The sequence below is a fragment of the Marinomonas sp. MED121 genome (assembly GCF_000153025.1).
In the GTDB taxonomy this organism is placed as follows: domain Bacteria; phylum Pseudomonadota; class Gammaproteobacteria; order Pseudomonadales; family Marinomonadaceae; genus Marinomonas.
Window position 1 is genome coordinate 281,397 of sequence record NZ_CH672433.1, and the last position, 24,183, is coordinate 305,579.

A 24,183-nucleotide genomic window follows, 5' to 3' on the forward strand; every position below is an offset into this window, starting at 1 on the left:
TTAGATTAGAAGGGGGCCGTTTTTTTAAGCATTTACATCAACCGATTGAAAATTATTCCCATTCGATTGTTGCAGGTGGCTTAGATGAAACATCATAAGTCACACGTGAAATGTGCTCAATCTCATTAATAATACGACCTGACACAGTCTCTAGTAGCTCGTATGGTAAGTGCGCCCAACGCGCAGTCATAAAATCGATGGTTTCAACCGCACGAAGTGCAACAACATACTCATAACGACGACCATCACCCACGACACCTACCGATTTAACAGGCAAGAATACAGCAAATGCTTGGCTTGTTTTATCATACCAACCCGAACGGCGTAATTCTTCAATGAAGATAGCATCTGCGCGACGCAGGATATCAGCATAGTCTTTTTTAACTTCGCCTAAAATGCGAACACCGAGGCCAGGTCCTGGGAAAGGATGACGATAAACCATGTCATAAGGTAGGCCTAAGGCTAAACCCAATTTACGCACTTCGTCTTTAAACAATTCACGTAGTGGCTCAACGAGCTCCATCTTCATATCATCAGGTAATCCACCCACATTGTGGTGAGATTTGATAACATGTGCCTTACCTGTTTTAGACGCAGCAGACTCAATCACATCAGGGTAAATAGTACCTTGCGCTAAGAATTCAATTTCATTGAGTTTTGATGACTCTTCATCAAAAATCTCAATGAAACTATTACCAATAATCTTACGCTTAGCTTCGGGATCTGCTTCACCTTTAAGGCGAGATAAGAAAAGATCTTCTGCATCAACACGGATCACTTTCACACCCATGTTTTCTGCAAACATAGCCATTACTTGATCACCTTCGTTCAAACGCAATAGGCCGTTATCAACGAAAACACAGGTCAGCTGATCGCCAATGGCTTTATGAAGAAGCGCAGCAACAACAGAGGAATCAACACCACCAGATAGCGCAAGCAATACTTGTTTATCACCCACTTGCTCGCGCATGCGTTCAATCGCATCGGTGGCAATATTATCGGGTGTCCAGAGTGTTTCACACTCACAAATATCAACCACAAAACGAGATAATAAAGCGCCACCTTGCTTCGTGTGTGTTACTTCAGGGTGAAACTGTAAACCGTAGAATTTTTTCGCTTCGTTTGCCATACCTGCAATTGGGCAACTTTCTGTTGATGCCATTAAAGCAAAATCAGTCGGCATTTCAGTCACTTTATCACCATGGCTCATCCACACATCAAGAAGATGAACACCATTGTTAGCAACATGATCAACAATGTCAGTTAATAGGCCAGTATCGCCATGTGTGCGAATTTGTGCGTAACCAAATTCACGTAATTCTGAACTTTCAACCTTACCACCTAGTTGTTCTGACATAGTCTGCATGCCATAACAAATACCTAGAACTGGCACACCTAAGGTGAAAACAGATTCTGGTGCACGGGGAGAGCCTGCTTCAGTAACAGATTCTGGACCACCCGCTAGGATAATGCCTTTTGGAGCGAATTCGATAATTTCTTGATCTTCCATGTCAAAAGCACGGACTTCACAATAAACACCAATTTCACGCACACGACGGGCGATCAATTGAGTGTACTGAGAACCAAAATCAAGAATAAGAATTTTATGAGCGTGGATATTTTGCGACATAATTTTTTAACTCTTTAATAGACATTAGGGTCTTTGAGCTAGGTCTTTGAATGAGTTTTTGATAAAAACCTAAGCTTCTTAAAATAAAGATGGGGCGATTAATTCGCCCCATCTCAGTTTAACTTTCTTTCACGCTTAGCCGGCGTGATAGTTCGGCGCTTCTTTAGTAATAGTCACATCATGTACGTGACTTTCACGAATACCTGCACCTGTGATACGAGAGAATTGCGTTTTAGTGCGCATTTCTTCAATATCAGCCGAACCTGTGTAGCCCATTGAAGAGCGCAGTCCGCCCATCATTTGGTGAACAACCGCAACCATAGGACCTTTACAAGGGACACGACCTTCAATACCTTCTGGCACTAATTTCTCAACACCGTCTTTCGCATCTTGGAAGTAACGATCACTTGAACCTTGAGATTGTGCCATAGCGCCCAAAGAGCCCATACCACGGTAAGATTTAAATGAACGACCTTGGTACAGTACAATTTCGCCTGGCGCTTCATCAGTACCTGCAAGTAAACCACCAACCATGATCACACTTGCGCCGGCTGCGATTGCTTTCGCAATATCACCAGAGAAACGTACACCACCATCAGCAATAACAGGCACATCATACTCAGCCATCGCCGCTGCAACATTGGCAACAGCAGAAATTTGAGGTACACCGACACCAGAGATAATACGGGTAGTACAAATAGAGCCAGGGCCTATACCGACTTTAACACCATCCGCGCCCGCTTTTGCCAAGGCAATAGCAGCTTCTGCTGTAGCGATGTTGCCACCAATAACTTGCACTTGAGGGAAGTTTTCTTTCACCCAACGTACGCGATCAATAACACCTTTAGAATGACCGTGAGCGGTATCAACAACAATCACATCAACACCTGCTTCAACCAAAGCCGTCACACGATCAGAAGTATCAGCACCCGTACCAACAGCAGCACCCACACGTAAACGACCTTGGTCATCTTTACATGCATTAGGATAAGCCGTTGCTTTATCGATATCCGTTACTGTGATCATGCCGCGTAGTTCGAACTCAGCATTTACCATCAGTACTTTTTCGATACGGTGTTCGTGTAATAGTTTACGAACCTGACCCGCTGAAGCGCCTTCTTCAACTGTTACCAAACGCTCTTTCGGCGTCATGATATCAGCAACAGATTGTTCGAAATCTTTCACGAAACGTACGTCACGGCTAGTCACTATGCCTACTAGATCATCGCCTTGAACAACAGGTACGCCGGAAATGTTATGGCTGGCAGTTAATTTAACCAACTCACGAACACTGGCTTCAGGGTTAATAGTAACCGGATCACGAACAATTCCGCTTTCGTACTTCTTAACACGACGTACTTCAGCTGCTTGCTCTTCAACAGAAAGGTTTTTATGAACAATCGCAATACCACCTTCTTGCGCTAGCGCGATAGCCATACGGTGTTCTGTAACCGTATCCATCGCCGCAGAAACAAGCGGTAAATTCAATTCAATGTCTTTTGTTATGCGGGTTTTAAGGCTAACATCCTTGGGTAGAACTTCGGAATAGCCTGGTATAAGCAATACGTCGTCAAACGTTAGAGCTTCTTGCGCGATTCGTAACATAATGGGAGGGTTTCCAATGCCAACTGGGGTAGATTTAGATGGCAAGTAATTCTAACGGAGAAAGCCCTCGCGGTAAATCAAAACAATGAGAGATTGATGAATTTTTTTACAGCCGAGAAACAAAATGAGGTCGCCTTCAGTGTCTCTCAATTAAATCGTCAAATACAAAGCCTATTAGAAGCCAGCTTACCTTGGGTTTTAGTCGAAGGGGAAATATCCAACCTAGCCCGCCCAGGCTCTGGTCATTGGTACTTTTCTTTAAAAGATAGCAAGGCGCAAATTCGTTGTGCCATGTTCAAAAACCGTAATAATTCTGTAGGTTTTAAGCCTAAAGATGGTGATTTAGTCAAACTCAGAGCCAAGGTCACTTTTTACGGACCAAGGGGAGATTGTCAATTAACCGTAGAATCCATGGAATCTGGTGGCGAAGGCGCCTTACAACAGGCCTACGAAAGACTAAAAGCACAACTAGAAGCCGAAGGTCTGTTCAAACAAGAGCATAAAAAACCTCTCCCAGTTACACCCGAACGTGTGGCAATTATCACCTCACCTATTGGCGCTGCGGTAAGAGATATGATCAGCGCCTTTAAGCGCCGCTTCCCTTTAACCGAGCTCACCATCATCCCTTCTTTAGTACAAGGTCAAGGCGCAGCGCAAAATCTCACCAAACAATTGATTAGAATGGATGCTAGCGATCATTTTGATGCCATCATTATTGGTCGTGGTGGGGGTTCACTAGAAGATCTTTATAGCTTTAACGATGAAACCTTAGCCAGAACCATTTTTAATGCTAAAACCCCCATTATTTCAGCCGTCGGCCATGAGGTAGATTTCACCATTGCTGATTTTGTTGCCGATGTCCGTGCTGCAACACCCACTGCAGCAGCAGAGCTGTTAAGCCCAGATTCAGATCAGTTGATTAGACAAATTCAATCACGAGAAAATAGCTTAACTTTATCATTTGAACGTCAGTTACAAACACAACAACAAAAGCTCGATCATTTAGTCCAAAGAATGCGTCATCCAAGTGAGCGCATTCAATTACAGCAAGATAAGTTAACTCAGCTAGAAAAACGTATGCAACAAAGCATGCAAGCCCTGCTCAATAAGCATAAGGTAAAACTAACGCACTCAGATACTAGGCTAAGTAATGCAAGCCCAGCACAAACCCTCAAACTTAAAAATCAGCAATTAGAAGATTATCAACGTCGGTTATCGCAAGCACTAAAGCAAAACCTAGAACAAAAAACGCAAACCTTTGCCTCCTTAGTGGAAAAGCTCAACTTGGTTAGCCCGTTACAAATCCTGTCTCGTGGTTATGCGATTGCTAGCAATGAAGAAGGCGTCATTAAAAACATCAGCCAAACGAAAAAAGGCGAGAAATTAAAAGTCAGAGTCGAAAATGGCGAGTTGAATTGCGAAGTTATTAGTAAGAAGAAAAGCAACTAAATAAGAAGCGTTAAAGAGAGATAAGAGCAAAGAAGGTTCTTAAAGCCCCTTCTTTGCTCTCAATACATTTAATCAACACTTCTAGCCCAACTGATACCTTTCAATCTTTTTCAATAAGCCTTGTCTTGAAATACCAAGCTGCCTTGCCGCTTGGCTGCGATTTCCTAGGCTTTCTTGCAAAGCCAATTTGATTAAAGCAATTTCCAGTTGTTTAACCTGTTCATCCAAGCTGGAATCCAAAGAGATCAGAGGGTTAGAAGCAGGCACACTCTCCGTTTGTCCCATAGGAAAAAGCAAAGCTATGTCTTCCATTTTAATTTCAGCACTTTGAGCAATAGAGGCAACGCTTTCTAAAGCATTTTTAAGCTCTCTCACATTGCCAGGCCAAGTCTGGGCTACAAACCAAGCTAGCGCCTGAGCTGATAATAAAGAGCCTGTTTTTAAATCCGCATGAGTCGTTTCTTTTTGAGCGAGAAACGTTTGAATCAAGAGAGGAATATCTTCCCTATGTTGATCCAAAGCCTGAGTCTCAAGCGTGATGCCTTTAATACGATAATAAAGGTCTTCCCTAAACTCGCCCTCTTTCACTTTCTCCATCAAATCAGCATTGGTGGCTGAAATCACTCGCACATCGATGGATTGCTGCACTCTTCCCCCCACAGGAAAGAAAGTCCCTTCTTGCAGCACTCTTAACAATTTAATTTGCATAGGTGCTGGCATTTCACCAATTTCATCCAGAAATAACGTACCGCCATCAGCTAAAGATAAAAGCCCAACTTTATCTTTATCCGCCCCAGTAAAGGCGCCTTTTTGATAACCAAATAACTCACTTTCTAAAAGGTCCGCAGGAATGGCCCCACAATGCACAGAAATAAACGCCTTATCTTTGCGCAAACTCATATCATGGATAGCTTTGGAGACCACTTCTTTACCCGTACCAGAAGGGCCTGTCACTAGAACACGAACTTCAGTAGGGGCAATACGCTCAATCAAAGCGCGAATATTAATCGCCGAAGTCGACACGCCAATATAAGACTCTGCTGCACTTTTCACTGGCCCAGCTAGTTTAAGCTGTTTAAGGCTTCGAACTTCTTTATCCAGCCCATGCTTAGTCAAGGCTCGCTTAACAACAATCGCTAGCATTTCAGGGTCTAGGGGTTTGGCAATAAAATCCCAAGCACCATTTTCGATCGCTTTAAGCGCAAGGTCTCGCTCGGCATTTCCTGTAATCACAATAACAGGGCGTGAAATAAGGTCAGGAATGGCAGCCAAAGTTTGGTGAGGGTCAAAATGAGGTGGCATGGCTAAATCTAGCAAGACAAGGTCCGCATCAAAACTAGCTAAACTGGCTTTAGCTGAAGCAAGATCAGCCGCGGTTTTTACTTGATAACCCGAGCCTTCCAACCAAATTTGTGCCAGCTGACAAAACGCGGGTTCATCATCCACTAATAAAATCTTTGCCCCAGTATCCATTTATTTACCTTTTACTTAATTCTTTCTACTTAATGCTTATTACTGGCAAAACATCTTCTAAAGCCACTATTGATCAGGCATGAAGGATTGATTTGATAGTTGCTTTTGGCTTTTATTTGCATGTAATGGCAGATCTATTTCAAAACTAACAGGCCAATTGAGGTCACTACGACAACGTATCTCCCCCTGATGAGCATCAATAATACGTTTTACTATCGCTAACCCTAAGCCATGTCCACCAGAACGCTTACTTACAAAGGGTTGAAACAAGCTTTGAGCATCCATATTTGCAGCAATTTCAGGCCCATTATTATGCACCCGAATCTGCACTAGATTACTGGCGTCATAGCGTTTTGCTTCTATTCTGAGCTTGGCATCTGGCTGATTACGTAAAAATGCAGCGGCGTTATCCATCAAGTTAATAAACACCTGTTGGATTCTTTGTATATCAACCTCTAAGGTGAGCTCATCTGGCATGTCTAAATTCACTTGAACATTATCAAGCTCAGCCTGATGCTCTAAGCTCAATAACAAGGGTTTTAATAACAAAGGGGAATAGTCCAAATTCAGACTGCCCGAATACAAGAGTAAATCACTGATCAACCTATCCGCTCTTTGCACCTGTGTTTGAATATGCTGCTTGATGGTATCATCTGTGCTCATAGACGCCATGGAAATGATATTTAACGGATTACGTAACTCATGGGCCATTGCCGCTGACAAACCACCAAGCTCTACCAAATGCTGCTCATCTAACCTTTGCCTTTCTGCCTCAGCAAGTTCAAGGCTTTGCTGCAACAAGCCACAACGAGTCGTAAACAAAGAGGCAAATACTTCGCCTGACAAGCGCATCCCCGGACTTACATCTTGCCAAGCAATCAACTCAAACTGCCAACCTTGATACAGGTTTCGCACTAAAAGTTGCATCTTAATTTCATTTGTTTGAGCCTCTTTTTGCAGCGCTGTTTGGTTAGCATTTGAGTTTGTATCAAGCGTAATAATCTGATCTTTATTAATTTCGATTGAGACGTCTACCGACTGCCCAAGCTGTTGCTTCAACAAGGTTTCACCAATTTGAATCAACTGAGGCCAATCCTTCGCGCCTTTAAGGGCTTGGCTCCAAATATCTAAAAGGTCTTCATTCAAACGAGAGCCGGGGTAAATCAAACGCTCCACCAAACGAGAAAGCGGGGGATAAATAAGGGCACTTAATAGAAGAACCGTTAAAGAATATAACCATAACTGCCAAGCAGGCACCTCAGCTAAGGCTTGCATCCCTAAAGGTGCGGCGGTGGCACTGATGAAAGCAATGAGTATCAAGAGACTCAACATCATAGCCAACCAAAGCAAGGCACGGTTGGCGAACGCATTGACCGCTAAGATTTGATAGCGCACCACAGCATAAACAAGCAGCAAAATGTAAGTCGGCAAGAGCATCATGGGATAAGGGAAGGCATCTACACCAACCGATGGGAAAATAAAACTGGTGGCTAATAATAGACCCCAAGCACTCACCATAAAGAGCACAAGGATAGAACGGCGTTTATTGCCCTTATGAATCAGCCAGCCGTAAAGTAAAACCGCATGACCAAGTACGCCCAACAAGACGGTATAAACCAGGTTAAACCAACCATAGTCAGTAAAAACAAAGAGAAATAGCCCTGCTTTTTCTATGACAATGGCACCACTTAGCCACCAGCTAGTCATACAAACAAGAAAGCTAACTAAATAAACCTTATTGAGATTGTTACTTAGTAAGGCTAACCAAGGTTTAAATTTATGACTATATTCACCCTGAATCTGGCTACTAGACACAAAGCGCACACTAAAATCAAGAAAGAAGGTTGGCATCAAAGGGTTAGCTAAAATGAGAAAGATACCAAGAGATTGCATATCGTGGGCAATGGCCAAATGACCAAAACACCAAAGTGCCATCATGATGGCAAAAGCCGATAAAGCCGTTAGGTCTCGCTTACCAGCAGCACGCCAATAAAGCCAACACCCTGCCATCAGACCACAAACACTGGTGAGCAAGATAACCATTTCAAAAATCACATTTAATGTCGGCACACTGTCAACCTGATTAACATATTTCAATTTAAACCTGTAAACCTAGTTTACAGTTATTTTTTCAAAGCGCTCATAAAAACACATTAAACCTTTAAATTCATAGACTTATAGATCTGATAACTTCTTGGCATTGGTATTGCTATAAGTATGGCTAATCAATAGCAAAACTTGATCCAACTCAAACATTTTTTATTTAAATTAATCAAATAAGGCATTAGCTATGAATAATAATCTTTTACTGATCGAAGTCATAACTCTACTATCTATTACTGGGTTAGCCCTAATGCCAAGCCTTTTGAAACAAGCAAGTCAGAAAATAAAGAAAGTTAGTTAACTCTTTACTTGAGGTATTTATGGAACTTGATGTCGCAATACTCTCACGGATTCAATTTGCGTTTACCGTGAGTTTTCACATTATCTTTCCCAGTATCACAATCGGTCTAGCCACCTTGATTGCAATTTGGGAAGGTCTATGGCTTAAAACCCATAATCCCTATTATTTGCAATTAGCTAAATTTTGGATCAAACCTTTCGCTATTACCTTTGGTACAGGTGTCGTGTCTGGCATAGTGCTTTCCTATGAGTTCGGCACTAACTTCTCACGTTTTTCAGATATAGCGGGGCCTGTCATAGGCCCACTAATGGCCTACGAAGTATTAACCGCCTTTTTCCTTGAGGCAGGCTTTTTGGGAGTCATGCTATTTGGTTGGCAAAGGGTGAGCCCTAAGATGCACTTTAGTGCCAGCTTGATCGTTGCGATCGGCACTTGGATCTCAGCTTTTTGGATTATTGCCGCTAACTCTTGGATGCAAACCCCTGCAGGTTACGAAATCGTCGCTGGAAAATTTCATGTCACTAGCTGGTTCGAAGTCATCTTCAATCCGTCTATGCCCTATAGATTGGCCCACATGCTATTGGCAACCATGATCACTGCAAGCTTTTTAGTAGCAGGCATCAGCGCTTATTATTTATTGAAAAAACAGCATATTAACTTCGCTAAAAAAGGCCTATCTATGGCACTTTGGTCAGCGTTGATCTTCACCCCATTGCAAACTTACGTGGGTGATTTACATGGCCTTAATGTCGCTAAACATCAACCCATTAAATTGGCGGCGATGGAAGGTATCTGGCCCGAATGGGAGGCACCGGTTCCATTGCTCCTATTTGCTATGCCAAATATGGAAGAAGAGAGAAACGACTATGAAATTGGGATTCCACACCTAGGTAGTATCATACTTACCCATAGTCTCGATGGCGGTGTGCAAGGCCTTAAGTCTGTTCCCCCTGAAGACAGGCCCTATGTACCGCTTGTCTTCTGGTCATTCAGAGTCATGGTCGCCATTGGTGTTGGTATGCTCTTTATCGCCGTATGTGGCTTATTACTGCGCCATAAAGATAGGCTCTACGAGAACAAAGCCTTTTTATTACTCACCACAGCCTTTACTCCCATGGGCGTCATTGCAGTGCTAGCAGGTTGGTATGTGGCCGAAACGGGGCGTCAGCCTTGGGTAATTCATGGGCTAGTTCGCACCATGGATGTGACGTCCTTATTACCCGCTGAAAAAGTCCTCTTCTCCTTAATCATGTTTGTTGTCATCTATAGTTTGTTATTAGGTGTGTATCTCTACTTTATGGGTAAACTGATCAAGAAAGGGCCGCCAAAAATGGCCGATTTAGAAAGACAGCTCATTGGTATGAAAGCACCTGGCTATGCACTAGCGTGGGTTAAAAACCTTAAACACCAAGAACAAGGAGATAAATAATGGATTACGCACTTTTCTATTTTCTCATCTTGGGCTTTGCCATCTTTATGTACACACTGCTAGATGGCTTTGATCTGGGCATAGGTATTCTCTTTCCTTGGTTTGATAACAATGAAGAAAGAGACCATTTAATGCGCTCTATCTCCCATGTATGGGATGGTAACGAAACTTGGTTAGTCTTTGGGGGTGTCATTTTGTTTGCCGCTTTCCCCAGTGCTTATGCGACGATTACATCGACTTTCTACCTCCCCATCATGCTGATGTTATTTGCCTTAATCTTTCGGGGTGTGGCATTTGAATATCGCTTTAAGTCTGATACCTCTAAAAAGTGGTGGGATATTGCCTTTAGCAGTGGCTCAACCATAGCGGCATTTTGCCAAGGCTTAATCCTAGGTGCGGTTGTAGAAGGCATTCCTGCCAACGCCAGTGAAGCCAATAGTTTAATATGGCTTACCCCTTTTGCCATATTAACAGGCTTTGCGGTAATGGCAGGTTATGCCCTTCTCGCCACCAGCTACCTCTATATGAAAAGCCGTGGCGAGATTCAACTCAGAGTCGCCAAACAAGGACGTTTGCTTCTCATACTCGTTATCCTAGCCATGGGAGCAGTCAGTATCTGGACAATTCTGGACCAAGCTGAAATCCGTGCTCGCTGGTTTGACGGCCTTAATTTCCTTTGGTTAAGCCCACTGCCTCTAGCCTCTGCGGTATTAAGTTATATTGCTTGGAAATGCTTTGCCAGTGACCATAAAGCCAAGCACGAAAGCTGGCCATTTTGGTGTAGCGCAGGGCTTTTCTTATTAGGCTTTGCAGGGTTAGTTGTGGGCTTATTCCCTTATCTAGTGCCAAGACAAATGACACTTTGGGAAGCGGCGGCACCAGATTCAAGCCTAAGCTTTCTTGTGTATGGCATCGTCATTTTTTTGCCTTTGATCTGCGCTTATACCTTATGGGGATACCGTGTTTTTTCCGGCAAGGTAGAAGATTACGAAGAGGGTTATTAATCTTATGAGAAACATTTTGACTGATAGCATAGGGAGCTAAGTATGAAACAACAAAAGCAATGGTTTTGGTTTCTTAGGTTGTATCTTTTAGGCCTGATTACTTTAACCATCATCTCTTTCAGCTTAAAAGGCTTGATCAGCTTTTTATAAACCCATTTCGGTTTAACCTACCTTTCCCATGTTGATCACCCAATGGGAGAGGTAGTTTTTTCTTTCTATATCCTTAAAAATATGTCCTTATTGACCCGCTACCAAGCCCAATCACACCTGATTTAAAGCCCTCATAAAAGCTAAACTCGTCCTTTATTCACAGGGTATGTTTAAAACCATACAGATACGACCATACAGCAGATTCTGTTAGCCCCATGGGTTTTAAAGGCAAAACTCTGTGATAAAGTGAATTTAGTGTCATTTATATTTAAAAGGATCTCCCCATGACCAGCAAAGACATTTTACTAGCCCTCGCCATCATTTTTATTTGGGGTTTTAACTTTGTCGTCATTGCCTGGGGAATTGAAGGTATCCCCCCTCTTTTATTAGGTGGACTAAGATTCTTACTGGTTGCTTTAGTCGGCTCCTTTTTCTTTAAACGCCCTAAAACACCAATCAAGTGGTGGTTTGCTTATGCTTTGCCAATAAGCTTTTTACAGTTTGCGTTTTTATTCACCGCCATGGATAACGGCATGCCAGCTGGCCTTGCTTCCCTTGCCTTACAGTCACAGGCCCTATTTACCTTGGTCTTTGCCATGCTATTTCTTAAAGAAAGTATCAAAGGCTATCAAGTTTTAGCCATCTTCATTGCTGCCCTAGGTCTTATCTTTATCGCCCAAAGCCATGATTCTCAAACCATGACAGTATTAGGTTTTGCCCTTACCTTAGCAGGCGCTGCTAGCTGGGCCATGGGTAACATTGCCAATAAAGCCATTTCACAAAAAGGCCATGCGGCGAATGTAAACCTCATTATCTGGAGCGCTTGGATTCCACCTATTCCCTTCTTTATTGCCAGCTACTTTATTGAAGGTCCAAGCCTGATTATTGACAGCCTAAGTCACTTTGGCCTGCAATCTGCCATTGCCCTGATATACCTATCCGTTCTAGCCACTGTGGTGGGTTATGGTTTGTGGAGCTATCTACTTAAGAAATACCCAGCAGCACAAGTTGCCCCTTTAACCTTAGGCGTACCTGTTGTTGGTTTATCTTCAGCTGCATTAATTTTGAATGAGAGCATTAGCCAAGCCCAGTGGATAGGCATTAGCTTGGTCGTTATAGGCCTGTTGGTGAATACCTTTGGCGCTAAACTTTTAGCCAGCTTATTTAAAACCAAACCTGTTACCTAATAGAGCGACTAAGATGACACCTATTTATATCTTGGTGCTGCCCAATACCCTCTTATTAGATGCGATTGGGCCAGCCGAAGTCTTTCAATATGCCAATCGTATTCATCAAAAACGTGGTGGAGACCCCTTATATCAATTGCATTTTGTCGGACCAGAAAGCGGTGCGAGCAACTCACTAGGTTTACCTCTAAATCTTGCCCCTTTGCCGGATACAATCCAAGCCAATGCTTGGTTGATTATTGCAGGTTTAGTAGGTGATGAAATCCCTCTTGAAACAACCGCAATTCGTTCTGCCTGCCAATGGCTAAAGCAACATAAGTTTGAGCGTTACATCAGTGTTTGTGCGGGCTCTCTTATCATGGCAAAAGCAGGTCTACTTAAAGATAAAAAGTGCACCACACACCATCTTCATCTTGATGATTTAAGAGCACTCGTAACACCTAATCAAGTATTGGAAAATCGTCTATTTGTTGTGGATGATAATACCTATACGAGTGCTGGTGTGACCGCTGGAATAGATCTCGCCCTCTATCTGGTACAAGAAGATAATCAAGCGCAATTAGCAGCGGATATAGCCCAATACATGGTGCTATTTTCAAGACGTGGCAGCCAAGACCCTAGCTTTTCTCCTTGGCTTGAACACAGGAATCATCTCCATCAAAAAGTACACCTAGTACAAAATGCTATTCAATCTAACCCTGCTAAAAATTGGTCATTGCATGAACTGGCTCAAATCGCCCATTGCAGTACCAGACACCTAGCGCGACTTTTTAAAAAAGAAGCCAAGGTCACCACTAAAGAATACACCTATAAACTGAGATTAAATCTGGCTCAGCAATTACTACAAACCTCAGATCTTCCTATCGAAAATATTGCTAGCCAGTGCGGCTTTGAAGATAGCCGTCAGTTCAGACGCCTTTGGTCACGCTACTTTCAACAAGCCCCTTCTATTTTTCGTTTAGAGAATCAATCTCTTTAAGCTAGAAAGCCAAACTCACCTCAATAATAAAATTCGTCATAAATATGTGAAATTGAATAAACTTAAAGACATCTGTTCATTTTCCATTAACTTAACCATGTTAATGATAAGACAATAAACAAATACTGTGCCTAAGGGAGCCTGCGATTAAGTCACCTCTTCTCAGTCTTTTCAGAAAAAGTATCACACAAGGCGTTACTTTGACGTAATGTAGGTACCTTTCGAGAAGTGACAACACAGGGTGTGACTTTTTCTGAAAGACCCGAAGGGCGTGGTCTAAAAGACCTATCTTTATGTTGAAGAGCTTATCAATAGAATCACTATTAAGTTGCGCTCCTCGCTATAAATCTAGGGGCTTTTATCCACACGCTGAGGCGGGAGGGCTTATTCGCAGGCTCCCTAAGCTCAATTGATAATGTTTAAATAATAAGTACTTCATAATAATGATAAAAAAGGAAGAGACTCTGGGCATGTCTGAGACCCTAAAAAAGACAGTATTAGTTGTGGATGATGATGCTGATATCCGCACCTTATTATCTGATGCACTACAGCAAAAAGGTTACCTTGCTTTGCTAGCAGAGAATGGCGAACAAATGTGGCAACAGCTTGAAGCCGAGCCTGTTTCCCTCATCATCATGGACCTTTACCTACAAGATGAAGATGGGCTACAACTGGCTCGTGAAGTCAGAGAAATACATCAAGTCCCCATCATGATGCTAACCGGCATAGGCGATGAAACAGATCGTATTCTCGGACTAGAGCTGGCCGCTGATGATTATATGATGAAGCCCTTTAGCATGCGCGAAGTCATGGCACGTATTCATGCACTGATAAGACGTTCTACTCAGCTAACACCTCCAATTGCCAATCAACTTTCCCATACGTTAGAAGAAGCACATCAATGTTTGAGTTTTGGCCCTTGGTTATTAGATCTCACCGCACGCCAATTACAGGATAATAAAGGCAATTTAGTGGTGCTGACTTTAGGTGAGTTTTCACTGTTAGAAGCCTTAGCGCTTCATCCTGATAGAATCCTTACTCGAGAACAGCTCTTAGATATGAGCCGAGGGTTAGAAACCGAGGTGTTCGATCGCACCATAGATGTTTTGATTTTACGTCTACGTCGAAAAATAGAAGCGAACCCTAAAACCCCAGAATTTATCAAAACTCAAAGAGGGCTAGGCTATTTATTCCAAGGGCCTGTACGAACGAATGAACCCATGACGTCCTAGTTATTTTATCCAATATAGAATTTGTATAACGAAGCACTTTTCAGCTTAAAATTTTTAACTTAGCTCTCTTCAACTTAAAGCAGGGGCAAAAATGCGACTAACCAGTTTACGTCATAAAACCACCATCGCCGTCTTAGCGATCAGTCTGGTGGCCTTTTTTATGGTGGCGATTGGTTGGCAAGCCATGCGTTTAAGTGAAGCCACCTTATCTGAATTTGAAGCACAAACCTTACCCGAGATAAGCACAGCACTCACCTTAGCGGAAGGGGTTGCCCAGCTCGCCGCCATTGCCCCTTACACAGCAGAATCGGGCCGCCCTTTTCAGCTACAAAGTGAAGCAAAGAAAATAGAACAGCGCTTTTATGAGCTAAGCACAGTGGCCCAAACCTTAGCTGACACAGAGTTTAAAGAGGATATTTTTACTCGACTTGAGGTACTTCAAGCTAGCCTAACTGAGCTTATTTCCTTGGTAGAAGAAGAGCTCTTTATTCGAGAAGATAGTCTAGCCCTTCAGTTTCAAATTCGAGCACTGGCTCAATCTCAATTGCCACTTACCATTGAATCAGACGTGGGTCTAAGCTGGCTACTGGATCTTATCGAGCGACCTAAACTCACGCCTTCTTTCATTATTGATGAGCTCGATTTTTTAAATCATCCCTCACCCATAGTGGTCGAAACCGCCCAAAGCTTGCACCAAGCCCATATGAGGCTTGCCGCCATACAGGAAAGAAAAAACTATCTGCTGATTTCTGTCAGAGCCAAATCTGAACAACTTAGCCAGCATGTGAGTCACTTTGTTGGTGGTTTACAGAAGAAAGTGAGTCAGCAAAGACAGTCAGTGGCAGATGTAGTGAGCTATGGCCAAAGTTGGATCTTAGGCATTTCTATCTTTTTGCTTTTAGGCCTAGCGCGTTTGTATTTTTATAGCCGTGGTATCACCCATGATCTTGGGGTTGTTACAGCCGAAATGTCCTTGTTGGCCCAAGGCAGTATCGATTCAAAGCAAGCCAAGATTAAACGTAATGATGAGATAGGCACGCTCGCTGATACCTTTGATGTGTTCCGCCAAGATGCGATACGCCGCCAAGAAATGACCGCCGAGATGTCCAAGCAAAAAGACCTATTAGAAACCATCTTCAATAATATCAATGATGGTCTGAGTGTATTCTCCTCCCAAGGTTTATTAGTGGCATGGAATCCAAGATACGAAAGCTTATTTTCATTTCAGCCAGACCAGCTTTATTTAGGAATGCCGATCACACAAGTACAAGCCTTACTTCATCAACAGAACCCAAGCTCAGATCCAGACTTTCTAGTACAAGACTTAACCCAAGACAGATACCATACAAGCAAGCAGTTTGAGCAGCATTTTAGTTCAGGCAAGGTGATTGAGTTTCGTAGCCAGCCCATGCCAGAAGGCGGTTTCGTGACCCTCTATAGCGATCTCACTGAACGTAAGAATGTCGAACAACAACTACATCAAGCACAAAAAATGGATATGCTTGGTCAACTCACAGGCGGTGTCGCCCATGACTTTAATAACCTTTTAGCGGCAATTATGGGCAACCTTGAAATGCTTTCAGATTCCGGCCCATTTAACCCTAATCAGCAAAAGTATTTAGATAGAGCCCAGTTAGTGTCAGAGAAAAGTCGCAACCTAGTACAAAGGCTTTTAGCCTTTAGTCGCCGCCAACCGCTTTTTCCTGAAGCCACTCAAATAGATGTTTTAATTGAAGGCATGCTAGATCTTATTGACTATAGTGCTGGTCAAAACATCAAGGTGGTACAAAAACTTAACTGCCCAAATGCCCATTGTTTGATCGATGCCTCCCAACTTGAAAATGCGTTATTAAATCTCGCCCTGAACAGTAGCGCCGCCATGCCAAACGGCGGCGAGCTTAGCTTTGAGACCAAATCATGCGAACTCATCAAGACAGATGAAAGCCTAGAGTCAAGCCAGAAGTTTCAAGCAGCTATCATGATAGAGATAAAAGACACAGGCCTTGGGATAAGTCCTGAACTTATCCCCAGAATTATCGAACCCTTCTTTACCACTAAACCCATAGGTAAAGGCAGTGGGTTAGGATTAAGTACCATTTATGGCTTTATTAGACAAAGTGGCGGAGAGCTTGAGATCACATCAGAACCTAATCAGTGGACTAAAGTACGCCTTATTTTGCCCTTGATGAAAGCCGAGCCATTAAATGAGACTTCCTCTCTTAATGACAAAACAATCAGAAATACAGATCTGTTTAATGATAATTATTCAGACCTCACTTCAAAAAAAGCGTCAGAAAAGCTCCTAGAACAACCTTCAAAAAAAGCGTCAGCCCCCCCCCTAGAACAACCTTTAAAAACATCTTTCCCAATGCAAGCAGGGCAAAGAATTTGGCTTGTGGAAGATGACCTTCAAGTCGCCAATGTGCTTGCAGATCAATTACAAAGTTTAGGCTTATCGGTAAGCCATTTTGAAAGCGCAGAAGATGTGTTGGATATGCTGGAGTATGACAGCGCCGACCTTATTTTGTCGGACATCAATTTAGCAGGCGAGATAAACGGCATCAGCCTTGCCCATCAAATAGGCCAACCTATTTTATTAATGTCCGGTTTACCAAAAGTCCAATTAGAGCAAGAGTATCATTTATTAGCGTCAGACCAATTCCTTCAAAAGCCCTTTAATATCAATACTCTAAAGGAAATATTTCAGCTAGGTTAAGCTTATATTTCAATTATTACAAAGAAATTTTCATTCTGAAATTCGCCATTAGTTTTTGTTTTACATAGTGATTAAGCAGCCAAATAAACCGCTGTCACTGGCAACCATTGTCAGTCATAAAACAACAAAAACAATTTTGGAGTCACTATCATGAAATTTTCTTTGCGCAAGCTTGCAGGTGTTATCGCCCTTACCAGTCTATCCACCAGCGTACTCGCTGAAAGCGATATTATTGGTCTTATCACCAAAACCAATACCAACCCTTTCTTTGTCAAAATGAAAGAAGGTGCACAACAAAAAGCCAGTGAGCTTGGAGTTGAATTAAGAACCTTTGCAGGCCGTTATGACGGCGATAATGAATCACAGGTTCAAGCCATTGAAAACCTCATTGCCTCTGGCGCAAAAGGCATTCTCATTACCCCAAGTGACCCAGCAGGTATTGTACCTAGCATCCAAAAAGCCCGTGATGCAGGTCTATTGGTTATTGCCCTAGATACCCCACTAAGTCCAGCCAATGCTGCAGACATGACCTTTGCCACAGATAACTTTAAAGCAGGTGAAATGATTGGCCAATGGGCAAAAGCGCGAATGGGCGAGAAAGCCAAAGATGCCCGTATTGCACTGCTGGATCTTAGCACTAGCCAAATTACTGTGGATGTTGCCCGTGACCAAGGTTTCTTAAAAGGCTTTGGTATCGACATTAAAAATGCAGGCCGTATTGGGGATGAAACCGACCCAAGAATTGTCGGCAATGATGTGACTCAAGGCTCTGAAGAAGGCGGTCGCCGCGCCATGGAAAACCTACTACAAAAAGATCCTGGTATTAATCTGGTTTACACCATCAATGAGCCTGCCGCAGCGGGTGCTTATGAAGCCTTGAAATCCTTTGGGCTTGAGAAAGACGTCACCATAGTTTCTGTCGATGGCGGCTGCCCTGGTGTACGAAACGTACGTGACCATGTAATTGGCGCAACCTCCATGCAGTTCCCATTAGAGATGGCATCACAAGGAGTAACCTCTATTGTTGAGTTCGCTAAAACAGGTACACGCCCTAGTGCTTCTGACGGGTTAGATTTCTTCGATACTGGGGTGCAGCTCGTGACAGACAATCCAACTCAGAATGTTCAATCAATTAACTCAAACACTGGCCTTGCCATGTGCTGGGGTTAACTTTCCTTAGATCAAATAGCATTTTGAATTGAAAGCCATCTCCTTGCCTTTAGTCAGGTAATGCATACCCGACTAAAGGCCTTTTTACTGCTCGGAGTAATCTATGAGTTCTGTTAAACCCAATACCTCAACGCCAGTCCTTGAACACGATCAAGTGGCAGATAACACCGCTGGGTATGTGGCAAATTTTTCGGTGAAAGAAAGCCCTATATTGCGGCTTAAAAAGCTTCTTCACACTTACCCTATTGCGGCTCCCAGCATCGTTTTATTATTAGCGATTTTTGGCTTTAGCCTGTTAATTGGTAACCGCTTTTTACACCCTTTTAACTTGTCGCTTATTCTGCAACAAGTAACCATAATCGGTGTTATTGGGGTCGCTCAAACCCTGATTATTTTAACCGCAGGTATCGACTTATCCGTCGGCGCTATCATGGTGCTCTGCTCTGTGGTGATGGGCCGTATGGCCATAGATTTAGGCCTAGAAGCTTGGTTAGCCCTAGCCCTTGGTATTTCTGTCGGTGCCCTAGCGGGATTTATTAATGGCCTGCTCATTACTCGATTAAAAATCCCCCCCTTCATTGCCACCCTAGGTTCCTGGAATGTCTTTTTCGCCATTAACCTTTGGTATTCCAAGAGTGAAACCATTCGTTCGCAAGACATCTCCTCTATCGCCCCGCTTCTACAATGGACAGGAGAAACCATTAACTTTTTTGGCGCAAGGCTAACCTACGGCTCCTTGCTCATGTTGGGGCTCTTCTTTTTAATCTGGTACGCCCTTAACTGGACCTCTTGGGGCCGACATGTTTATGCCACAGGGGATGACCCAGATGCAGCGCGCTTAGCCGGTATTCAAACCAATCGCATCCTAATGTCAGTCTATGTGCTTGCAGGTATTGTCTGTGCCGTCGGAGCTTGGGTGTTAATTGGCCGTATTGGTTCGATCAGCCCACAAGCTGGTTACACCGCCAATTTAGACAGTATCACTGCTGTGGTGATAGGTGGCTGTAGTCTCTTTGGTGGACGTGGTTCAATCTATGGCACCTTGATTGGCGCCCTAGTAGTCGGTGTATTTAGAAACGGATTAGCCCTTGCTGGTGTCGATGTACTTTGGCAAGAATTTACCGTGGGGATATTAATCATCTTAGCCGTTGGCGTTGACCAATGGATTCGAAGAGGAACGGCATAATGAGCATAGATTATCAACAAACACCCGTGTTAAAAGCCTCAGGTCTAGTGAAACGTTATGGCAGTGTGACCGCCATAGATAATGCAGATTTCGAGCTTTACCCAGGAGAAATTCTTGCTGTTATCGGTGATAACGGTGCGGGTAAATCGTCTTTGATTAAAGCCCTCTCAGGTGCCTTGGTGCCTGATGAAGGCGAGGTCTGGTTAGATGGGCAAAAGGTTGTGCTTAATACCCCTATGGAAGCCCGCGAATTAGGCATAGAAACCGTCTATCAAAATTTGGCCGTCTCTCCTGCCCTAAATATTGCGGATAACCTCTACTTAGGCCGTGAAATTCGCAAGCCCGGTTTTTTAGGTAAGTATCTAAGAATGCTAGATAAAAAAGCCATGGAACATAACGCTAAAGCAAAAATGACCGAACTTGGTCTGTTGACGATTCAGAATATGAGTCAGGCAGTTGAGTCTCTTTCTGGTGGCCAACGCCAAGGGGTCGCCGTCGCTCGCTCTGCCCTCTTTGGTAGTAAGGTGGTTATCATGGACGAACCAACTGCAGCGTTAGGGGTTAAAGAATCTCGTCGCGTCCTAAACTTAATCAAGGAAGTACGTGATAGAGGCTTACCCATTGTGCTTATCAGCCACAATATGCCCCATGTGTTTGAAGTAGCCGATCGTATCCACATCCATCGTCTTGGCAAGTGTGCGGGTATCGTCACGCCACAAAGCCATAGTATGTCAGATGCGGTTGCTATTATGACGGGGGCAATGGAAATTGAAGCCGCCTAGCCACCATAAAAACTGAATAGCAGAAAGCTAAATAACAAAAAAACTAAATAGCAGAAACCTTGGCATAGGCCTTGATTCGTCGTCTAATGAGACAAGATCAGGGCCTAACTTTACTGCAATATAAAACAGGACCTTCGTTTAAATAGTATGAGAAACAAGATGAAACTGGACACACATGCCAAAGACTTAATGCTAAGTTTTGCCAGTAAGATAAAAACAAGACTGACACTTATCAGTAGCTTTCTCCTTGTTTGTTTAATGGCCCTTGGCTTTACCAGTTTTTCCGCAACTGCTTCTAACCCAGCCAAATTACAATCCATCGGCATCAGTGTGGCGGATTTAGGTAACCCTTATTTTGTGCAATTGATTGAGTCTGCGACCAGCCGCGCCGAATCCCTTGTGGGTCAGCCAGTAAAAATGTTGATTCGCTCAGACGCTTATGATCTCAAGCGTCAAATTACCCAGCTTAATTATTTTATCGAGCAAGACGTCGATCTGATTCTGCTTACAGCCGCAGATGAAGAAGGCATAGCCCCCACCATAGCCAAAGCACAAAGAGCCGGTATCAAGGTGATTGCAGTAGACGTTAAAGCACGTGGTGCTGATGCCACTATCACCACAGATAATATTCAAGCGGGCGTTATTGCCTGTGAATATCTCGCCAAGCGTATGAACTACCAAGGTAATATGGTCATTATTAATGGTGTAGCCGTTTCTTCTGTTGTTGAGCGTGTAGCTGGCTGTAAATCAGCGATCCACGCCTATCCAAAGATAGTGCTGTTAAATGATCAGCTAAATGGCACAGGCAGCATAGATGGCGGCATGAAAGCCATGACCTATTTAATGGAAGCTTATCCAAAGATTGACAGTGTATTTAGTATTAATGACCCAACCGCATTAGGCGCTGTGCGTGCTGCTAAACAAGCAGGTCGTGATGACTTTATTCTTGCCTCTGTGGACGGCGCACCTTTTGCCGTTAAACTAATTCAATCGGGCAATAGCAATTGGGCTGCCACAGCCATGCAAAAACCTAGCTTGATGGCCAAAAAAGCCGTCGAAATTGGTTACCAGTTATTACAAGGAAAGAAGGTCGAGCCTAACTATATTCTGATTCCCGCAGAGCTTGCAGCACAAGAGATCGAGAATAGCAGTGATGATTGGTAAGGCTATAAAATTAGCAGGCCTTTAATAAAAAAACCTTTTGCCAAAGACTCATTTATATCACAATAAAGTTCTCTTGATATGAAAAAAACATGATAGTAATTTGTTGTTTTAGTTAAACAAAACAACCAAGAATGGGAAAATGCTTTCAGTATTAATCTAAGCATAAACGGAGCTCTTAGTAATATACGGTGATATTTTTGATTGACAGTTTAGTTTGTGATATTCGATATAAAAATATTTCTTTGTTAAAAGGGTGCCTACCTTAAAAAATAACGTTAATTTAATCAAAAGACTAAAAAATTGATTTTCTTGAAATAAAACCACACAAAAATTTAGTCAGGTAATCGCAATGAAAGTATTTGAAAATCAATTAGAAGAGTTTTTCAATCAACCAAAGAACTCTACTCGTCGAGAGGCGTTATTGCTGAATCGACTTTCATATGACTTTCAGTTAGCTGCTGCTTTTCGAAATTATTACCTCAAAGTCTATATATCCGATGTTGATGATAACGGTTATGACGTAATTATTGATTCAGAAATGACAACAATAAAACTACAAGTCAAGTCTGTAATGGCTCACAGCTCAACTAATTCATGGGATATTTCTAAGGGTTTAATCAAACCATCGATGGAAAATCAAAGAAAGCTAAATACTTGGTCTCATATAGACACGCCAGGTATTGAAGGTGGCATTGTAATTCAGCAGGTACACTTAGAAAATGAAACAGTAAATGTTAAATATTTTTATACAGATATATGGCTATTAACAGCAACTGCTTTTGGACTTATTGGTTCGGATAAACAAAAGAAGTCTGCTATTAAATTCCTAACCTCACTATCAGGGTTCGACTATCACGAAAAAATTAGAATACCTCTATCCCTTTTTTTTGAACCCAAAGATGTTGAGTGCCTTCTAGGAGTCATAGGCTTTAGAACTCGTTACGATTTATCAATACACCGTTATTTAATGTGTGAAAGGCATAACGACAACTTAGCTCCATTGGAGCATATCAATAAACGTATTCGAGAAGAGCTTTCAACATATGGTAAAATACACAGTTAAATAGCTCTCAAGACTGATTCAAAGTACATACCAATTTCTCCTCTCTCAAAATGATAGAGCTCAGCTCCTACATTTATAAAAACCATATCACACCTAATAAAGGGAGGTCTTTATCTTGCCTATTTCACTCAATCACTTAGATCAAGTCATCCAGATTATTAAAGAAAAGTCAGCCGATAAGCGACGCTTTATGATCGCGATATCAGCTTGCCCTGGTGCAGGAAAGTCGACCCTCTCCCAGCAATTATTGTCGCATTTACAAGGGGCTAAAATCGTACAGATGGATGGCTTTCATTTAAGTAATGAGGTGCTTTCTGACCAAGGTTTACTCTCACGAAAAGGCTCCCCTGCTAGCTTTGATCTTTCAGGTTTAAAACACCTGATACAGAGACTAAAACAGGGAAGCTCAGATTCTCAGGAAAGCATTTATGCCCCGCGCTTTGATCGTGAATTAGATGCGTCTATTGGCTCTGCTGTAGCCATTGAAAGCCAAGACAAATATATTCTGATCGAAGGGAATTACCTGCTTTTAGATCAAGAAGGCTGGCGTGACCTTAAAGCAGACTTTGATTTATCTCTCTTTTTAGAAGTGGATGAAAGTACGCTTATTACGCGCTTAACTAGGCGTTGGTTAGATTTAGGCTTAGATGAAAAAACCGCCTTATCTAAGGTACAGAATAATGATGCCTTGAATATTAAGACGGTGAATGATTATTTATTGGCACCTGATATCTTTTTAAACACAGCCAATTCTTAACACGGCTATTTCTAAACACAACTAGCCTTATAAACAACAATTAGTTCGAAGAATGACTAAACGACATCCTCTGTTTTATATATTCAGCAATGGATAAGGCCAAGCTTTCATGCGCTTGAGCACCCCAATGAATACCATCCACATCAGAGCTTTTAATCACTTGGTTAGCATCAAGAAAATCACATTGATACTGCTTTGCTTGAGTAGCAAATTCATGGGCTAATAATTGGGATTTTTGCGCACCTCCAGCATAAACAGAGACATAAGGTGGCACTTCTTTAATTTCTGGCGGCGAAACTAGTAAGATCTTAGTTGCAGATGAATGAGAGATAGCCTCTTGGCTAAAGGCTTGAATCTGTTCAATAAGCGTACCCGCGCCTGCGCCAATGTCTGCTGGAGACAAGTTGAACTTAGCTTTTAAATCATTGGTACCTAGCATGATGATCACAAGTTCAGGCTCATGGATGGCTAACAGAGGTTTGAGGTAAGTAAGCCCTGATTTATCCCCATCAAACGGAGCATTTTTAATCAAGGTGCGATTCGGCTGGCCTGCCTCCATGACAAGGTATTTACTCTCAGTTTCTTGGTTAATAGAGTCAGAAGATGGCATGTTCAAATAAACCCCGAGCAGAAAGCTCCAACGTTCATGGTCATCATAACGCCCACCCTCGGGCTTTGTACCCCAAGTATTTGAATCACCAAAACACAAAATCTTTGTCATCAATACATTAGCCTTTCTTTTACACCGAGTAATTTACCTTAGCCTAATACAAGATTTTACCTCTATCTTACCTAGGACAAGC

18 protein-coding genes are annotated in these 24,183 nt (G+C 42.6%); 13 read left to right on the plus strand and 5 right to left on the minus strand.

Translation table 11 applies throughout. The annotated features are described in order from the left end of the window. Window positions 1-52: 52 nt before the first annotated feature. On the minus strand, window positions 53-1,630 hold the full coding sequence (guaA, locus tag MED121_RS19775; RefSeq protein WP_009835547.1) for a glutamine-hydrolyzing GMP synthase: 1,578 nt from the start codon (window positions 1,628-1,630) through the stop codon (window positions 53-55). 135 nt (window positions 1,631-1,765) lie between these two features. Further along, window positions 1,766-3,235 (minus strand): IMP dehydrogenase, encoded by a 1,470-nt coding sequence (gene guaB, locus MED121_RS19780; RefSeq protein WP_009835549.1) that lies wholly within the window; start codon window positions 3,233-3,235, stop codon window positions 1,766-1,768. A gap of 96 nt (window positions 3,236-3,331) precedes the next feature. Between guaB and xseA the strand changes: the two genes are divergently transcribed. Continuing rightward, entirely contained in the window at window positions 3,332-4,684 is a 1,353-nt protein-coding gene (gene xseA / locus MED121_RS19785) for an exodeoxyribonuclease VII large subunit (RefSeq protein ID WP_009835550.1), read from the plus strand. Window positions 4,685-4,765: 81 nt separating this feature from the next. On the opposite strand, the gene MED121_RS19790 is transcribed toward xseA, so the two are convergent. Beyond that, window positions 4,766-6,157, minus strand: a complete 1,392-nt coding sequence (locus tag MED121_RS19790) for a sigma-54 dependent transcriptional regulator (RefSeq protein WP_009835551.1) — start codon at window positions 6,155-6,157, stop codon at window positions 4,766-4,768. Between the two features lie 66 nt (window positions 6,158-6,223). Next, window positions 6,224-8,254 carry a sensor histidine kinase gene (locus MED121_RS19795; RefSeq protein ID WP_009835552.1) on the minus strand — a complete coding sequence of 677 codons (2,031 nt, stop codon included), beginning with the start codon at window positions 8,252-8,254 and terminating at the stop codon, window positions 6,224-6,226. A gap of 326 nt (window positions 8,255-8,580) precedes the next feature. On the opposite strand from MED121_RS19795, the gene MED121_RS19800 reads away from it, so the two are divergent. The 12 genes from MED121_RS19800 to MED121_RS19855 all read left to right on the plus strand — a co-directional run bounded on the left by MED121_RS19800 (window position 8,581) and on the right by MED121_RS19855 (window position 23,380). Further along, window positions 8,581-9,990, plus strand: coding sequence for a cytochrome ubiquinol oxidase subunit I (locus MED121_RS19800; RefSeq protein ID WP_009835553.1), 1,410 nt, complete (start codon window positions 8,581-8,583; stop codon window positions 9,988-9,990). Beyond that, entirely contained in the window at window positions 9,990-10,994 is a 1,005-nt protein-coding gene (gene cydB, locus MED121_RS19805) for a cytochrome d ubiquinol oxidase subunit II (protein WP_009835554.1), read from the plus strand. Before MED121_RS19800 ends, cydB begins: the two co-directional genes overlap by 1 nt. Window positions 10,995-11,428: 434 nt before the next feature. Next, window positions 11,429-12,331: an O-acetylserine/cysteine exporter gene (locus MED121_RS19810; protein ID WP_009835556.1), complete on the plus strand. Its 903-nt coding sequence runs from the start codon at window positions 11,429-11,431 to the stop codon at window positions 12,329-12,331. A gap of 13 nt (window positions 12,332-12,344) precedes the next feature. After that, a complete protein-coding gene (locus MED121_RS19815; protein WP_009835557.1) occupies window positions 12,345-13,310 on the plus strand; it encodes a helix-turn-helix domain-containing protein in 966 nt (321 codons plus the stop codon). A gap of 470 nt (window positions 13,311-13,780) precedes the next feature. After that, complete coding sequence (locus MED121_RS19820; RefSeq protein WP_036181270.1) at window positions 13,781-14,542, plus strand: response regulator; 762 nt, start codon at window positions 13,781-13,783, stop codon at window positions 14,540-14,542. 91 nt (window positions 14,543-14,633) lie between these two features. Continuing rightward, a complete protein-coding gene (locus MED121_RS19825; RefSeq protein ID WP_009835559.1) occupies window positions 14,634-17,258 on the plus strand; it encodes a PAS-domain containing protein in 2,625 nt (874 codons plus the stop codon). Window positions 17,259-17,408: 150 nt separating this feature from the next. Continuing rightward, window positions 17,409-18,428, plus strand: a complete 1,020-nt coding sequence (locus tag MED121_RS19830) for a sugar ABC transporter substrate-binding protein (RefSeq protein ID WP_009835560.1) — start codon at window positions 17,409-17,411, stop codon at window positions 18,426-18,428. A gap of 103 nt (window positions 18,429-18,531) precedes the next feature. Further along, complete coding sequence (locus MED121_RS19835; protein WP_009835561.1) at window positions 18,532-19,614, plus strand: ABC transporter permease; 1,083 nt, start codon at window positions 18,532-18,534, stop codon at window positions 19,612-19,614. Further along, window positions 19,614-20,396, plus strand: a complete 783-nt coding sequence (locus tag MED121_RS19840; protein WP_009835562.1) for an ATP-binding cassette domain-containing protein — start codon at window positions 19,614-19,616, stop codon at window positions 20,394-20,396. The genes MED121_RS19835 and MED121_RS19840 overlap by 1 nt, the downstream gene beginning before the upstream one ends. A gap of 159 nt (window positions 20,397-20,555) precedes the next feature. Further along, window positions 20,556-21,560: an ABC transporter substrate-binding protein gene (locus MED121_RS19845; protein ID WP_009835563.1), complete on the plus strand. Its 1,005-nt coding sequence runs from the start codon at window positions 20,556-20,558 to the stop codon at window positions 21,558-21,560. Between the two features lie 349 nt (window positions 21,561-21,909). After that, a complete protein-coding gene (locus MED121_RS19850) occupies window positions 21,910-22,623 on the plus strand; it encodes a hypothetical protein (RefSeq protein ID WP_009835564.1) in 714 nt (237 codons plus the stop codon). Between the two features lie 115 nt (window positions 22,624-22,738). Next, on the plus strand, window positions 22,739-23,380 hold the full coding sequence (locus MED121_RS19855) for a kinase-related protein (RefSeq protein ID WP_009835565.1): 642 nt from the start codon (window positions 22,739-22,741) through the stop codon (window positions 23,378-23,380). A 40-nt stretch (window positions 23,381-23,420) separates the two neighbouring features. Here the strand turns inward: MED121_RS19855 and MED121_RS19860 are convergent, their stop codons facing one another. Continuing rightward, window positions 23,421-24,101, minus strand: coding sequence for an SGNH/GDSL hydrolase family protein (locus tag MED121_RS19860; protein WP_009835566.1), 681 nt, complete (start codon window positions 24,099-24,101; stop codon window positions 23,421-23,423). Window positions 24,102-24,183 lie beyond the last annotated feature (82 nt).

Excerpts from the sequence above, each read along its gene's own strand:
- guaA (WP_009835547.1), bottom strand. The coding sequence starts at position 1,630 with ATGTCGCAAAATATCCACGCTCATAAAATTCTTATTCTTGATTTTGGT.
- guaB (WP_009835549.1), bottom strand. The coding sequence starts at position 3,235 with ATGTTACGAATCGCGCAAGAAGCTCTAACGTTTGACGACGTATTGCTT.
- xseA (WP_009835550.1), top strand. The coding sequence starts at position 3,332 with ATGAATTTTTTTACAGCCGAGAAACAAAATGAGGTCGCCTTCAGTGTC.
- MED121_RS19790 (WP_009835551.1), bottom strand. The coding sequence starts at position 6,157 with ATGGATACTGGGGCAAAGATTTTATTAGTGGATGATGAACCCGCGTTT.
- MED121_RS19800 (WP_009835553.1), top strand. The coding sequence starts at position 8,581 with ATGGAACTTGATGTCGCAATACTCTCACGGATTCAATTTGCGTTTACC.
- cydB (WP_009835554.1), top strand. The coding sequence starts at position 9,990 with ATGGATTACGCACTTTTCTATTTTCTCATCTTGGGCTTTGCCATCTTT.
- MED121_RS19810 (WP_009835556.1), top strand. The coding sequence starts at position 11,429 with ATGACCAGCAAAGACATTTTACTAGCCCTCGCCATCATTTTTATTTGG.
- MED121_RS19815 (WP_009835557.1), top strand. The coding sequence starts at position 12,345 with ATGACACCTATTTATATCTTGGTGCTGCCCAATACCCTCTTATTAGAT.
- MED121_RS19820 (WP_036181270.1), top strand. The coding sequence starts at position 13,781 with ATGTCTGAGACCCTAAAAAAGACAGTATTAGTTGTGGATGATGATGCT.
- MED121_RS19825 (WP_009835559.1), top strand. The coding sequence starts at position 14,634 with ATGCGACTAACCAGTTTACGTCATAAAACCACCATCGCCGTCTTAGCG.
- MED121_RS19830 (WP_009835560.1), top strand. The coding sequence starts at position 17,409 with ATGAAATTTTCTTTGCGCAAGCTTGCAGGTGTTATCGCCCTTACCAGT.
- MED121_RS19835 (WP_009835561.1), top strand. The coding sequence starts at position 18,532 with ATGAGTTCTGTTAAACCCAATACCTCAACGCCAGTCCTTGAACACGAT.
- MED121_RS19840 (WP_009835562.1), top strand. The coding sequence starts at position 19,614 with ATGAGCATAGATTATCAACAAACACCCGTGTTAAAAGCCTCAGGTCTA.
- MED121_RS19845 (WP_009835563.1), top strand. The coding sequence starts at position 20,556 with ATGAAACTGGACACACATGCCAAAGACTTAATGCTAAGTTTTGCCAGT.
- MED121_RS19850 (WP_009835564.1), top strand. The coding sequence starts at position 21,910 with ATGAAAGTATTTGAAAATCAATTAGAAGAGTTTTTCAATCAACCAAAG.
- MED121_RS19860 (WP_009835566.1), bottom strand. The coding sequence starts at position 24,101 with ATGACAAAGATTTTGTGTTTTGGTGATTCAAATACTTGGGGTACAAAG.